The organism is Methylobacterium sp. WL64, assembly GCF_008039945.1.
In the GTDB taxonomy this organism is placed as follows: domain Bacteria; phylum Pseudomonadota; class Alphaproteobacteria; order Rhizobiales; family Beijerinckiaceae; genus Methylobacterium.
In genome coordinates this window covers 1-12719 of record NZ_VRVA01000058.1, presented here as the reverse complement: position 1 = coordinate 12719, position 12719 = coordinate 1, and the positions used below count along the sequence as shown (strand labels likewise).

The window sequence follows — 12719 nt, the reverse complement described above, 5'->3', positions numbered from 1 at the left end:
CGTACAGGCTGAATCACCCAAGGTTGACCGACTCCGGTGCCGATCGTATCACCCCGCCTCACGCGGCATGCGGTCCGATCGCGCCTCTGATCCGGCCATCCCGCCGCATGATCCCATGCACGCATTCAGGACGTCGTGACTGAGACGGAGCCGACCTTGAGCGAGGATGTGGACGCGCTGCGGGCCGAGCTCGCCGAGACGCAGGCGAGGCTCAAGGACGCGCAGGGCGAGATGGCCCGGCTGGTGCGTCTGGCCGAGGCCGATCTCCAGCGCCGGCGGCCCGGCGAGCCATCGAGCGTCGTCGCCTCCTCGGTGCGCCGGCCCCCCGCCAAGGAGGTCGCGGCCCGGATCGCCAAGTTCGTGCATCTCTACCGGGAGGCCGCCGCGGCGAGCCCCGAGCGGACGCCGGTCGTCCCCGAGCAGACCATGCTCGACTGGCTCGAGACCTCCGGGCTGTTCGACCGGCACTTCTACCTGTCCTGCAACGACGACGTCGCGAATGCCGGCGCCGATCCGACGCGGCATTATTACAACCACGGCTCCGAGGAAGGGCGCCTTCCCGGCACCCTCTGAGGGGCCGGTCGAAGGACGTGGTCCCGAGCGTTCGAGGAATCTGATCGATGCAGGACGGTGCAGGAGACGCCGCTCCGGGTGCGAGCACGGCGACGCCCGCCCTGGAGCCGTGGCAGGACGATTTCTCGACGATCTATCGCAGCGGCCGGTTCGACCACATCTGGTACGCGGCGCGCTATCCCGATGTCGGCCTGACCGACCTCTCGCCGCTGGAGCACTACGTCAAATACGGCGCCCGGCTCGGGCGACAGCCGCGGGCCGACTTCACCGCCGAGCCCGACGAGAGCTTCGACGGCACCTTCGTCAATCCGTTCGCGGCCTGGATCCGCGCGCGCGCTGAGGCCGAGCCGGTGCCGGAATGGAACCGGCCGGTCGTGTCGGTCCTGTGCATCACCTACAACCAAGCCCGGTTCATCCGGCAGACCCTCGACAGCATCCTCGGCCAGGTCACGGATTTCCCGTTCGAGCTCCTGGTCGGCGACGACCGGTCGAGCGACGGCACCGCTGAGATCATCGCGGAGTATGCTGCGCGCCATCCCAACCTCGTGGCGGTGCTGCGATCTGAGAATCTCGGGCCGAACAAGAATTTCGCCGACCTCACGGCCCGCGCCCGCGGCGAGTACGTCGCGATCTGCGAGGGCGACGATTACTGGACCGATTCGAGCAAGCTCCAGCGCCAGGTCGAATTCCTGCGGACGAACCCGGAATTCACCCTGTGCTTCCACCCGGTGCGCGTCCTCTACGAGGACATGCCGGGCGTCGAGGAGATCTATCCGAAGCATTCGAGCCCGCAGCCGTCGCTGTCGGACCTCGTCGCGCACAACTTCGTCCAGACCAACAGCGTGCTCTATCGCTGGCGCTACCACGGCGAAGAGCCGTTCCGGCTCGACGAGGGCATCGCCCCGGGGGATTGGTACGTTCACCTGATGCATGCCGAGGTCGGCCGCATCGGCTTCCTGCCCCAGGTCATGGCGGTCTACCGCAAGCACGCGGCCGGGATGTGGGCGACCTACGCCACCGAACTCGCCCGGCACAAGAAGCTCGGCAATTCCGAGATCGCGTTCTTCCGGGCGCTGCGCGGCCATTTCGGCGGCCGCTACGCCGCGGGCTACGAGGCCTCGCAGAAGGCGATCTTCCGGCGCCTGGCCGAGGCCTATCTCGACGAGGAGGACGTCCCGAGCCTGGGCGCCCTGATCGAGGCCAACCCCGACATCGCCCGGGCGGCCCTGCGCGACATGGGCCTCGACGCGCCCGCCGACCTCTCCGGCGATCCGGCAGCGGTGCGCGCCTGGCTCGAGGAACAGCTGACGGTCAGCGTGATCGTCACCGCCTACAACCATGCCGCCTACATCCGCCGCTGCCTCGACGGGGTGCTGGCCCAGCGCGGCCTGTTCAAGCTCCAGGTGGTGATCGGGGACGATTGCTCCACCGACGGGACGCCGGAGATCGTCGAATCCTACCGGGCGCGCGATCCGGAGCGGATCACCGTGCGGCCCCGGGCGAAAAACCTCGGCATGCTGCGTAACATGCAGGATTGCATCGCGGCTTGTACCGGCCGCTACATCGCGTTCTGCGAGGCCGACGATTACTGGCTGTCCGACCGCAAGATCGCGATGCAGCTGCGGATGCTGCGCAACGACCGCGCCCTCGACATGTGCTTCAACTGGGTCCTGCTGCACTACCCGGCGACCGGCTCCTACGTGCCGCACGACGAGCAGGGCCGCTACCCCACCGGCACGATCAGCTTCCCGGTGCTGGCCAACGCGCCGCTCACCGCCAACTTCTCCTGCTGCGTCTACCGCGCCGAGGCCCTGCGCCGGGTGCCGGAGGCGTATTACGAGAACGCGGCGGCGGCCGACTGGCTGATGAACCTCTACGTCGCCGACAAGGGCCGCATCGCGTTCCTGCGCGAGCTGCTGTCGGTCTACACGGTCCAGGAGAAGGGCCAGTGGTCGGGCCTGCCCGAGGACATCAGGAACGCCCGGATCGCCCAGTACCAGAAGCAGTTCGCGCAGATCTTCGGGGAGGGGCGCGGCTTCGAGAAATACGAGGTCGGCTGCACGATCGCCGAACTCGATGGCGAATTGCCGGATTCCTTCGCCCGGGCGAACCTTGAAACGCCCCCGGACCGGGTCTGGGCCGAGATCCAGGACGGGCAGGTGGTGCTGTCCGGCTGGGTGGTCTCGGCGAGCCGGGCCAAGGCGACGCTCGTCGCCGAGGTCGACGGTGAGATCCAGCGCCATCGCGTCGACGTGCACCGGCCCGACGTGATCGCGGCGGTGCTGGGCGACATGCCGACCACCATGGAGGAGGCCCGCTGCGGCTTCCGCCTCACCCTTCCTTACGCGCTCCACCTCGAAGTGCTGCTCTCGATCGAGGTCGAGCACGAGGTGGCGCCCTGGCTGTCGGTCATCTTCACGCACCGGGTGAAGCGGACCGACCGGCAGGGGTAAGGCGGCGGGCTACCGCCCTCCGCCGAGCAGGCGGCGGACGCGGGCGAGGGGCGTGCGCGGCCGGTCGAGTACCCGCGTCACCTCGGCTGCCAACCGGGCGGCGACGATCTCGCGGGCCGGATCGTCGTAGTGGACGATGTCGTAGAAGGTCCCCTCCTCCCGATCGCGGAACAGTCCGCTGAGATCGAGCGCCGTGAAGGTGCTGCGATAGGGCCGTCGCGCCGCGAGTTCGGCCGTGAACGCCTCCAGCTTGGCGTACTGGCGGTCGAGATAGGCCAGGAACGCCCCCGAGGCGACGCCCCGCTCCACCGCGGTAAGGTGGCGCTTGCGCAGCACCGTCGGCTGCAGGACGCTCACGATCGGCACGGCGTGGTCGTGGGACAGCTTGGTCAGGCGGTGCGCGGCGAGCTGGTAATGGTGGACGATCGCGTCCTCCCAGCCGGGCGTCTGCCAGCCCACCTCCGTGCGCAGCCGCTTCAGCGCTTCGTAGATCAGCGTCACCAGCGCGTCATACGACAGGCCGTCCTCGCGCGCCCGGGGATCGTGGGTGTCGAAGAAGTGGTCGTAGAGCCGCTCGGTGATGAAGGCGTTGTACGGGTAGCCGGGCCGCGGATCGTAGGTCCAGGGCTGGAACAGGTCGGTGCTGCCGCTCATCACCACGATCGCGTCGGGCCGGTAGCCGACGAGCCGCGACCAGATCAGGTGGGTCATCTGCGTGAGGCAGCTCGACATCACGCCGAAATTGTAGACCCGCGCCGCGGCGAGCCCGTCCGCGCGCAGGATCCGCTCGAGGCGCCCCGGCAGGGTGTTGGCCAGCGTGCCGCCGTCGATGGTGGTCGAGTCGCCGACCACGAAGACCCGGGTCTCGCCCGGGGGCTTGTCCGCCGTGATGGCGGTGGCGTTGAGGAAGCCCTGGGCGTCGAACGGGACGCCGTAATGGCTCGCCCCCGGCTTGCCGGTGAACTGGATGTAGGGGCTCGGGTGGCGGGTGTTCGAGTCGAGATAACCGAAATGGTGCAGGAACTTGCGCCGGCGCGCGGCATCCTCGCTCTCGGGGGGGGCCCAGATCTGGTCGACGCCCGGCGCGGTGAGCGCGGCCAGCATCGCGGCCTGAAGCGCGGCGTTGCCGGCGGCGTTGAGGCTCACGCCGTCGTCGCTGAGATCGGGCCTGAGCGCCCCCGCGGCATTCGCCAGCACCGGATCGTGGTCGATGAAGCCGGCGCCGTATTCATGCACGTGGTCGCGCAGCCACGCGTTCACCTGTCCGATGAGTTCGAGGGGCCGCCCGGACGCGGTGGGTGAGGCCGGGTCGATCGGCGGGATCGAGCCGACCCAGCTCCTCACGTAAAGGTCGCGGGTGTCGGCGAGCATCGCCCGGATGTCGGCCACGATGCTCTCCAGCGACACGCCCGGAGCGCCGGCCAGGATGTCGTCGCGGCCGCAGATCAGGTGCAGGCCCCGGGCGCCGTAGAGGGCGATCTCGGAGCGGAGCCGGCGCGCCATGTCCCGGGTCGTCTGGCCGGCGATCCCGCGCGGCACGGTCTGCGGGCCGGAGAAGGCCTGCGGCATCTGAGCCGTCCAGCCGGCCGTCACCGAATCGCCGAAGAACAGGATCGGCCCGAACGGGAAGAGCGGCGGCCTGTCGCCGGCCGGCGCGCTCATGCGGTCTGCCTCGTCATGGGTGGCGTCATCGTCCGTGATGCGGGCTGTCGTCCGGCACGCCGGGTCAGCGGGCCGCGAAGATCTCGATCCCGTCGAGGTGCAGGATCTGCTCCTCGTCGAGATCGACCTTCAGGTAGCGGAACCGGGCATTGTCGAAGCGGAGATAGAGCGGCAGGCCGGGGTGCCAGTCGGCATCCACGGCGTCGAAGACCAGGCGATACGCGGCCTCTGTCTCGCCGAGCCACACCCGCATCATCTGGGCGCGCTCGCTGAGCTGCCCCCAGCGGTTGTAGAGCCGGATCTCCGAGACCCGCTCGACCGCGCCGAGGTCGAGCACGAACCAGGGCTTCGGCTCCAGCGCCGTGTGGAAGAAGAACGACGGGTCGCCGGTGGTCCGCGCGCCGTAGACGCCGCTCGTCCCGGACCAGGGCGAGGCCGAGCTGGCCCGCCAGGTCTTGCCCAGCGCGATGTTCTCGGACGGCCGGACCGAGACCAGGGTGTCCATCTCCAGTTCGCCGACCAGCGTCTTGATCTTCTTCGAGGCCTCCCGCAGGGGCGGGATCTCCAAGTCGAGCTTGTAGATCAGGTTCGACAGGATGCTCTGGTCGAAGCGGTGATCGATGAAGCCGTCGAAATCGGCTAAGCCCATCTGGTTGGGGATGTCGGTCACCACCCGTTCGTCGCCGGCATAGCGCAGCCATTCGGCGACGAGGTGGCGGGTCTCCGGGCTGACCATGAAGGCGATCCAGGTCGCCTGGATCTGGTCGGCGTTCCAGTAGCGCTCGGTGTCGCAGTCCATGAGCACGAAGCAGTCGCGCTTGGTCCAGGCCCGCTGCGGCTTGCCGTGCAGCACGCCCACCGCGACCCGGCGCCCGGATTCGGCGAGCCAGGTCAGGAGCGGCGTGACCGGCGGCAGCGGATCGGCGTCGATCGCCTGCATGCCGGTATCGGTGAACACGATGAAGTCGCCGTCGCGGCTGTGCGCGAGCGCCTCGGCGATGATGTAGGGCTTCCAGGCCCAGTTCCCGGCGCCCCGGGACCGATCGAGGATCACCCTGTGCGCCGCGTAGAACGGCGTCCCGCGCAGCCGGTCGGGCGACCAGCTCTCGATCGTATCAAATTCCCCGGTGGCGGCGGCTGCGGCCACGAGGCGGCGCTGGCTCTCGACGTAGTGGTACTTCGCGGCGAAGCTGACCAGGGTCTTGCGGCGGGGGCGCAGGCGGCGCCGCTGCTGCATCAGGACCTCAGCCCGGTGCATCGGGAAGGCGTTGACCCGCAGGGCCTCCGAGGGCTGGACATCGCTGGCCAAATCGATCCTCCCGGGCGGCTGACCCAGCCGTCGATCGGCGCACCGGCAAGACCGGGATCCCAAGGGGCTTGAGCCCTTTGGCGGGGTTCGGGGGCGGAGCCCGCGAGCGTTGGGCGAAGCCCGACACCAGGGCTCCGCCCTGGACCCGCAAAAGGTCACGGACCTTTTGAATCCCGGATTCTTTTCGGCGTGCAGGACCGACTCAAGGTTTCTCGGGCGCTTGTCACCGAGTTTCCCGCCGTCGGCAAGGGCGGCGGTTCAGGCGTCGTCGAAGGCGAGGTTCTCGATCGGGTAGTCGAGCATCAGCGCGCGCCGCTCGGGCGAGTTGTCCCATTCGCCGACCTTCGTGTAGCCGCCCGCCACGTCCAGAACCTCGACCACCGTGCCGATGGTCGGGATGCTCTTGAAGTGCTGCGGCCAGCCGGAGGCGAAGTAGAACACCTGCTCCACCCGGTCTGAGAGCTGGCAGACGCCGGGGCCGAAGGTGCCGAGCCCGAACACGAGGTAGCGCCCGTTCATCAGCGCCGCGACGTCGTCCGTCAGCGCGCCGCTCTGCGTCGAGAGCGGTACGCCGCGCGCCGCGATCCAGGCTTCCAACGCCGGGATCACCGGGTTGAGCCGGTTCTCGAACACCAACTTGATCGACGCGATCTTGCCCTCCCCCAGGAGCCGGTCGATCACCATCCGGTAGAAGGCGAGCGGCGGCTGCGGGTATTGCGGCGCCACCCAGGTGCCGAAGATGTCGCCCGAGCGGATGTGGATCAGCAACGCGTCGTCGGGCTTCTCGGGGATCTGCGCCGGCAACCGGTTGAACAGCGGCCGGATGGTGGTCCGCACGATCTCCCGGGTCTCCGCGGGGCCGAGCACGCCGGCCAGACGCTGGATCCCGAGGTCGAAATACATGCCCGACAGGTAGGCCCCGTCCTCCGGCAGCGGCTCGGATCCGGGAATGAAGGTGATGCCGCCGAGCGTCACGGGTCCGGATAGGGCGATCACCGCACTGCGGTCGGCGGCGGGGAGCTTGATCGTCTTGAGGTTGAGGTTGCGGGCGATCCCGATCGCCAGCAGGCACTGGATCAGGCAATTTCCGAAGGCGCCGCACTCGTAGAGTGCGATGCCGACCAGCGCGTGCGACCGGGGCCGCTCGGCGCTGACGAGGCTGTAGGTGATGTAGGGCGTGGATCCCGGCCGCTCGCCGGCCATGTCGAACGACGCGCCCAAGACCTGCCGCAGGGCGATCAAGTCGAACGCGGCGCGCGCGCACCAGACCTGCACGGCTGGGAGGCCCGCCCCGGCCGGGAGCTTTGCGGTCACCCGGACGTGGCGCGCCCAGGTGTCCTCCCCGGGCTCGATCACCCGGGCTGCCGAGGCCCCCTCGCCCGCCTCAAGGGCGACCTCCGACCAGACCTCCCCGTCATCCGAGACGGCGAGATCCCAGAGTTCGCCGTCGCCCCCTAGGGCGTGGATCGGGAAGCGCAGGCCGAGATCGACCTGCAGCCGGACGGTGCAGGCGGGATCGGGGCGTCGCGCCTCGGTATCCAGCCGATGCCACGGCTGTCCCGCCGCCAGGTCGATCAGATCGTCCGTCCCGCCGAGTGCCGCGCGCATCGCCCCTGGATCCTCCCGAATGCCGGGAGATCCTGTACCGGAGCCGATGGCGGTCGTCCCGCCTGACGAGAGCCGTTCCCGGTTGTGCCGCGATCGTCGCAGGTGGAGCTGCCATCGGAACGGGCACGATGGGCCTCAACGCCAGGCGGGCGTGAGGCCGCCGGGCATCAGGACCCCCAACCCCGCGCCCGGCTTGCCCGGAAGCGCGGCGTGGTGGCGGCAGCCGGCGTCGCAGAACGCGCGCAGGGTGCGCCGGTCCAGGCCGACATCGCACAGCGCGTCGTCGTCGAGCGCCGAGAGGACGCGGTAGGTGCGCGCAGCCGCGCGTCGGACCCGGATGGATCTCAAGATCGAGACCAGCATATCGTGCTCTCCTCCGTCATGAATATTGATGTGGTATCGATATTCGACGAATGGGAGCGTCGTTTTATTCTACGGTTCGCGCATCACTCATTTGAGCGATACTCCGTCGAAAATCCTGTCGGCTGCCAATTTGCTTCGCCGGTGGCCGGGACGGGGAGCGGGCATAGTAGCAGCAGGCGCATCAGCTCGGCCTGCCGGTTGGTGCCGGTCTTCTCGAACAGACGGCGCAGATGCGCGCGCGCCGTGTGCAGGGTGATCCGGCGCCGGGCCGCGCTCGCCGCGAGATCGTGCCCGGCCAGGATGTCGGTGGCCAGGGCGGCCTCTGCCGGCGTGAAGCCGAACAGCTCCTGCAGCGCCCTCGGGGCCGGCAGCGGGGCGGCAGCGGGGTCGATGACGCGTAGCAGCACTCCGTTGCCGGGGATCGGGCAGGCGGCAATCAGGAGCGTGCCGCCCTCCCCCGCGAGGCGAAGCGCGCCGCCGGTGCCGGTTGCGCAGCGGGCGACGAGCCGGCCGAACACCGCGGCGTGCTCGGGCGTGCCGGTGCACAGGTATCCGTTCCGGAGGCGCAGCAGGCCCCGGCGGACCAGGGCGTGGGCGGCGCGGTTCAGGACCTGCACGCGCCCGGACCGGTCGGTCACCGCCACCCCCTGCTCGAGATGCTCGACCAGCAGGCGAAGCGCGTCCTCCACAGGTGCCGGTTCGCGGGCCGGATCGGGCGTCGGCGTGGCGTGCCGATCTAACGGGCGCAGGGTGCGGTCGGGACTGACGATCACGCGCGGCCCTCATGGGATCGAAGCGGATGGCAGGATGTAGAACCCGGTTCCCCGCGCGATTATTCCCGGATGCCGATCGAATTCGTCAGTGCGGCTGCCCGGTCCGGGCGCGGTACAGCGCGACGAAGCCCCGCAGATCTCGGGCGTTGAGGTCCGACACCGCCCAGTAGGTGAGGTCGCCGGCGCTCCAGCGCTCGATGAACGTCCCGTCCCGGCGCGCCTCGACGGCCGCCGCATCGCCGGCCGCCGGCACCACGGTGACGCTGATCACGTGTCGGTCGTGGCGGTAGACCAGGGTCGGCACAGGCTTGCCGTCGACGATGTCGATCCGGCCGCCGGCCAGCGGGTAGCCCCGTTCGGCGAGGTCGGGGGCGTCGGGGGCGATGATGGTGCGGCCGTTGAACCACGGCTTGACCACGTGCCCGTCCGAGGAGGGGATATCGTAGGGCTGCGGCGCGGCGAGACCCCGCAGATGGCCGGCCAGAATGGCGTCTGCCGCCCGCGGCGGGGGCTCGACGGTCCGGAGGGGATCGAGGCCACCGAGCGAGGCGCCGAGGGCGATCCCGACCACCAGCGTCGCGGCGAGCGCCGGCCAAGAGGTGAGCCGAGGGCTCAGCCAAGAGCTGATCCTTGCGCGGCGGGGCTCCGGGTCGGCGAACCCGACCTCCTGGACTATCCGTCCGCGCAGGGTCTCGGGGAGCGGCACCGCCGCCAGCGTGGTCCGCACCGCGCCGGAGAGGCCGCGCAGGCGCTCGGCCCTGGCCTGGAGCTCGGGATCGGCCGCGAGGCGCCGCTCCATGGCCAGCACCTCGCCCGGCGACAGCTCGCCGTCGGCGTAGGCGCAGAGCAGCAGGAGGGTCTCGTCGCCGCCGGTCATCGCCCCTCCCCCGCGAGCCGTTCGAGCAGGTGCTGGCGCGCCCGCCCGAGCCGCGACATCACGGTCCCGATCGGCACGTCCGTTACCTCGGCGATCTCCCGGTAGCTCAGGCCGTGATACTCGCGCAGCACCAGCGTCTCGCGGAACGGGACCGGCAGCGCGCCGATCGCCCGGGCGAGGCGCCCGCCCTCGTCGTGGGCGATGAGCGCGGCTTCGGGCGTCTCGGGCGCCTCGGCGTGCACGCTTCCTGCATCCAGGATCGCGCGGGCCTCTGGAGCGAGGTCCTCGGCGAAGACCACCGTCCGGGGCCGGTGCCGGTGCAGCCACGAATAGCCGGTGTTGCGGACGATGGTCAGGAACCACGCCCGGGCGTTGCCCTCCGCGAAGGTCTCGATCGCCCGATAGGCGCGCAGGCAGGCCTCCTGCATCACGTCTTCGGCGTCGGTGGCGTTGCCGGTGAGCCAGTGCGCGAGCCGGTAGCCCTCGTCGAGCCGGGGCAGGACGAGTTGGCTGAAGCGCGCACGGGCGAGCGTCGTCATGCGCCGCCGCTCGCCGGGTCCGTATCCTGCGCCGCCATCGGCCGCTCATCCCGCAGCTTCGCGCCCTGGACTGAGAACCGTCAGGCCGTCCCAGGTATTCCCGGGATCGGCGAAAAATCAGGCGTCGAGCCCGAGCATCAGCCCGAGATTCTGCACCGCCGCCCCGGAGGCGCCCTTGCCGAGGTTGTCGAGGCGCGCCACCAGCACCGCCTGGCCGTGCTCGGAGGAGCCGAACACCCGCAGCTCGAGCCGGTCGGTGTCGTTCAGATCCTCGGGGGTGATCTTCTCACGGTGCTGGCCGGTCTCGGCGCCGGTCAGCACCTGAACCAGCGGCTGGCCGGCGTACCAGTCGCGCAGGGCCGCCTCGAGGTCGCCGGCCGTGGGCTTGCCCGGCAGCGCGTCGAGGTGGAGCGGCACGCTCACCAGCATGCCCTGGCGGAAATTGCCCACCGACGGCACGAAGATCGGCCGCCGGGTGAGCCCGCTGTAGCGCTGCAGCTCCGGCACGTGCTTGTGGGCGAAGCCGAGGCCGTAGAGCAGGAATGGCGCCGCGCCGCCCCGCTCGTACTCCTCGATCATGCCCTTGCCGCCGCCGCTGTAGCCGCTGACCGCGTTGACGCTGAGCGGGATATCCGCCGGGATCAGGCCGGCCTCGACGAGGGGGCGCAGGAGCGCGATCCCGCCCGTGGGGTAGCAGCCGGGATTGGCCACGCGCCGGGCGCGGGCCACGGCGGCGCCCTGCTCCTGGGTCATCTCCGGGAAGCCGTAGGTCCAACCGGGGGCGACCCGGTGGGCGGTGCTGGCGTCGAGGATGCGCGGGCCGCCCCCGGGCAGGCCGTCGGCCAGGGCCACCGTCTCCCTGGCGGCGTCGTCCGGCAGGCACAGGACGGCGAGATCGACCTCGGCGAGCAGCGCGCGCTTCGCCTCCGGATCCTTCCGGTGCTCGGGCGCGATGCTGCGCAGGGTCACGCGGCCGTCACGCTCCAGGCGCTCGCGGATGCCGAGACCGGTCGTGCCGGCCTCGCCATCGATGAACACGATGGGCCGCGTCGCTGCTTCGCTCGCCATGATCCGCCTCTCAGGCCAGAATCACGCCTGGCCGTCAGGTCCTGGAGGTGACCATTGCGCGCACGCCTGTCAACGGCGGCGCCCGCATCGGCTCCGGCGCGGCGGCCGGGACGATGCGGGCGCGTGGTGTTCCGGCCTCAGGTCGGCAGGCGGCCGTCGGGCGAATAGCGGTCGATCGCCGAGGGCAGCTCCCGGGACAGGCGCGCCAGGAGCGCCGCCCGGCTCAGGCCGGTCTGACGGGTCAGGTGGTCGAGGGTCTCGGGCCCGATGGCGCGCTCGAGGTCGGCCTCGGGGAGGTCGCGGTTGGCGCCGTGGTTGATCCACGAGGTGGCGGCCTCGCCGTGACCGCCCTTGGTGAAGTGGTCGACGAGCTCGCTGAGCCCGCTGGCGATCAGGCCGCCGACGCCGGCGGTCCCGGCGCCGCCCAGAAGGCCCGAGAGGCCGGAGAAATTCTCGAGCCCGCCGGTCGCGGTCCCGGTTCCTGTCGGGGCCGATTTTGGCACGGACGGAACCTGCGCCGGGCTGGTCCCGTGGTCGTGGCCCTTCAGCAGCTCGGCGAGCTTGTCGCGGTTCTGGTAGCCGGCCACGGCCAGTAGGCCCAGCAGCGCGGTCATCGAGGGGTAACCCTTGCTCATTGGTGTGTCCTCTCGTGTAGCCGCCCATCGTCGTGGAAGCGCGGGCCCCGGTCGGCGGATGCCGGGCCCCGCGATGCGGATCTCAGCGGGGGCGGCGGGTCGGCGCGGCGGACCGGCCGGCGAAGCGGCGGCCGACATAGGCGATCAGCTTCGGCAGAACGAAGATGGTGAGGAGCTTGCGGATCATCGTGGGTCTCCGTGACGGTTCAGCGGGGGGAGCGGGTGAGCCAGCCGACGCCGAAGGCGACGACGGCGACGGCGAGAAGGGTGCTGCTGCGGTGGTCGTCCGCGTAGCCGAGGGCGTCGCGGCCGAAGCGGGTGCCACGCTGCCGGGCCTCCCGGGCGTAGCGGCTGCCGTCGTCGAGGAGCCGTTCGCCCCGCCGGCGGGCTTCGTGGGCGAACTCGGTGCCTTCTTCCACGAGATCCTCGGTGCGCTCCCGGGCGCGGCCGTAGGCGTGTTGCGCCCCGCCGGCGACCTGATCGACCGCGCCGCGGACTTGGCGGGCCGGATCGCCGGTCAGGCCGCCGAGCGCGGTGTTGGCGCGGCCCTTGAGGTGGCGCGTGGCGCCGCGAAACCCGTCCCGGTTCATGTGAGGCTCCTGTCTCGGTCCCTGGGGCGGAAGCGGCCGGGCGGCCGCCCCCGCGCTTGCGGCAGCGCTTGCGTCAATGCTTGCCGGTGATCTTGTCGGCGAGGTTCTTGGCGCCGTCCTTGGCGTCGCCGACGGTCTTCTGCGCTTCGCCCTTGAGCTCCTGGGCCTTGCCCTCGGCCACGAGCTTGTCGTTGCCGGTGACGTTGCCGGCGGCCTGCTTGACGTTGCCGACGGCCTCGTTGGCCAGGCCCTTGATCTTGTCGGTGGTG

Annotated in this window: 13 protein-coding genes; 2 read left to right on the top strand and 11 right to left on the bottom strand. The window is 70.6% G+C overall.

Features of this window, described 5'->3' with window-relative positions; translation table 11 throughout:
* Positions 1 to 156: 156 nt before the first annotated feature.
* The gene (locus tag FV242_RS20790; RefSeq protein WP_147940223.1) at positions 157 to 573 is read left to right on the top strand and encodes a hypothetical protein; all 417 of its coding nucleotides are present in this window, start codon (positions 157 to 159) and stop codon (positions 571 to 573) included.
* 47 nt (positions 574 to 620) lie between these two features.
* Positions 621 to 3026, top strand: a complete 2406-nt coding sequence (locus tag FV242_RS20785; RefSeq protein ID WP_147940222.1) for a glycosyltransferase — start codon at positions 621 to 623, stop codon at positions 3024 to 3026.
* Between the two features lie 9 nt (positions 3027 to 3035).
* Here the strand turns inward: FV242_RS20785 and FV242_RS20780 are convergent, their stop codons facing one another.
* The 11 genes from FV242_RS20780 to FV242_RS20730 form a co-directional block, all read right to left on the bottom strand.
* Positions 3036 to 4688 carry an SGNH/GDSL hydrolase family protein gene (locus tag FV242_RS20780; protein WP_147940221.1) on the bottom strand — a complete coding sequence of 551 codons (1653 nt, stop codon included), beginning with the start codon at positions 4686 to 4688 and terminating at the stop codon, positions 3036 to 3038.
* 64 nt (positions 4689 to 4752) lie between these two features.
* Positions 4753 to 5997, bottom strand: coding sequence for a discoidin domain-containing protein (locus FV242_RS20775; protein ID WP_246692794.1), 1245 nt, complete (start codon positions 5995 to 5997; stop codon positions 4753 to 4755).
* 258 nt (positions 5998 to 6255) lie between these two features.
* Positions 6256 to 7605, bottom strand: a complete 1350-nt coding sequence (locus FV242_RS20770) for a coagulation factor 5 8 type domain-containing protein (protein WP_147940220.1) — start codon at positions 7603 to 7605, stop codon at positions 6256 to 6258.
* 135 nt (positions 7606 to 7740) lie between these two features.
* Positions 7741 to 7968, bottom strand: a complete 228-nt coding sequence (locus FV242_RS20765; protein WP_147940219.1) for a DUF1127 domain-containing protein — start codon at positions 7966 to 7968, stop codon at positions 7741 to 7743.
* Between the two features lie 83 nt (positions 7969 to 8051).
* Positions 8052 to 8741 carry a helix-turn-helix transcriptional regulator gene (locus FV242_RS20760; RefSeq protein WP_187278492.1) on the bottom strand — a complete coding sequence of 230 codons (690 nt, stop codon included), beginning with the start codon at positions 8739 to 8741 and terminating at the stop codon, positions 8052 to 8054.
* 85 nt (positions 8742 to 8826) lie between these two features.
* Positions 8827 to 9618, bottom strand: coding sequence for an anti-sigma factor (locus tag FV242_RS20755; protein ID WP_147940218.1), 792 nt, complete (start codon positions 9616 to 9618; stop codon positions 8827 to 8829).
* Complete coding sequence (locus FV242_RS20750; RefSeq protein WP_147940217.1) at positions 9615 to 10157, bottom strand: sigma-70 family RNA polymerase sigma factor; 543 nt, start codon at positions 10155 to 10157, stop codon at positions 9615 to 9617. Before FV242_RS20750 ends, FV242_RS20755 begins: the two co-directional genes overlap by 4 nt.
* Positions 10158 to 10274: 117 nt before the next feature.
* Entirely contained in the window at positions 10275 to 11225 is a 951-nt protein-coding gene (gene argC, locus FV242_RS20745) for an N-acetyl-gamma-glutamyl-phosphate reductase (protein WP_147940216.1), read from the bottom strand.
* A gap of 137 nt (positions 11226 to 11362) precedes the next feature.
* Complete coding sequence (locus FV242_RS20740) at positions 11363 to 11860, bottom strand: YidB family protein (protein WP_147908162.1); 498 nt, start codon at positions 11858 to 11860, stop codon at positions 11363 to 11365.
* Positions 11861 to 12066: 206 nt separating this feature from the next.
* Positions 12067 to 12450, bottom strand: coding sequence for a CsbD family protein (locus FV242_RS20735; RefSeq protein WP_147940215.1), 384 nt, complete (start codon positions 12448 to 12450; stop codon positions 12067 to 12069).
* A 73-nt stretch (positions 12451 to 12523) separates the two neighbouring features.
* On the bottom strand, positions 12524 to 12719 hold a 196-nt coding region (locus FV242_RS20730; protein WP_147940214.1), incomplete at its 5' end, for a CsbD family protein.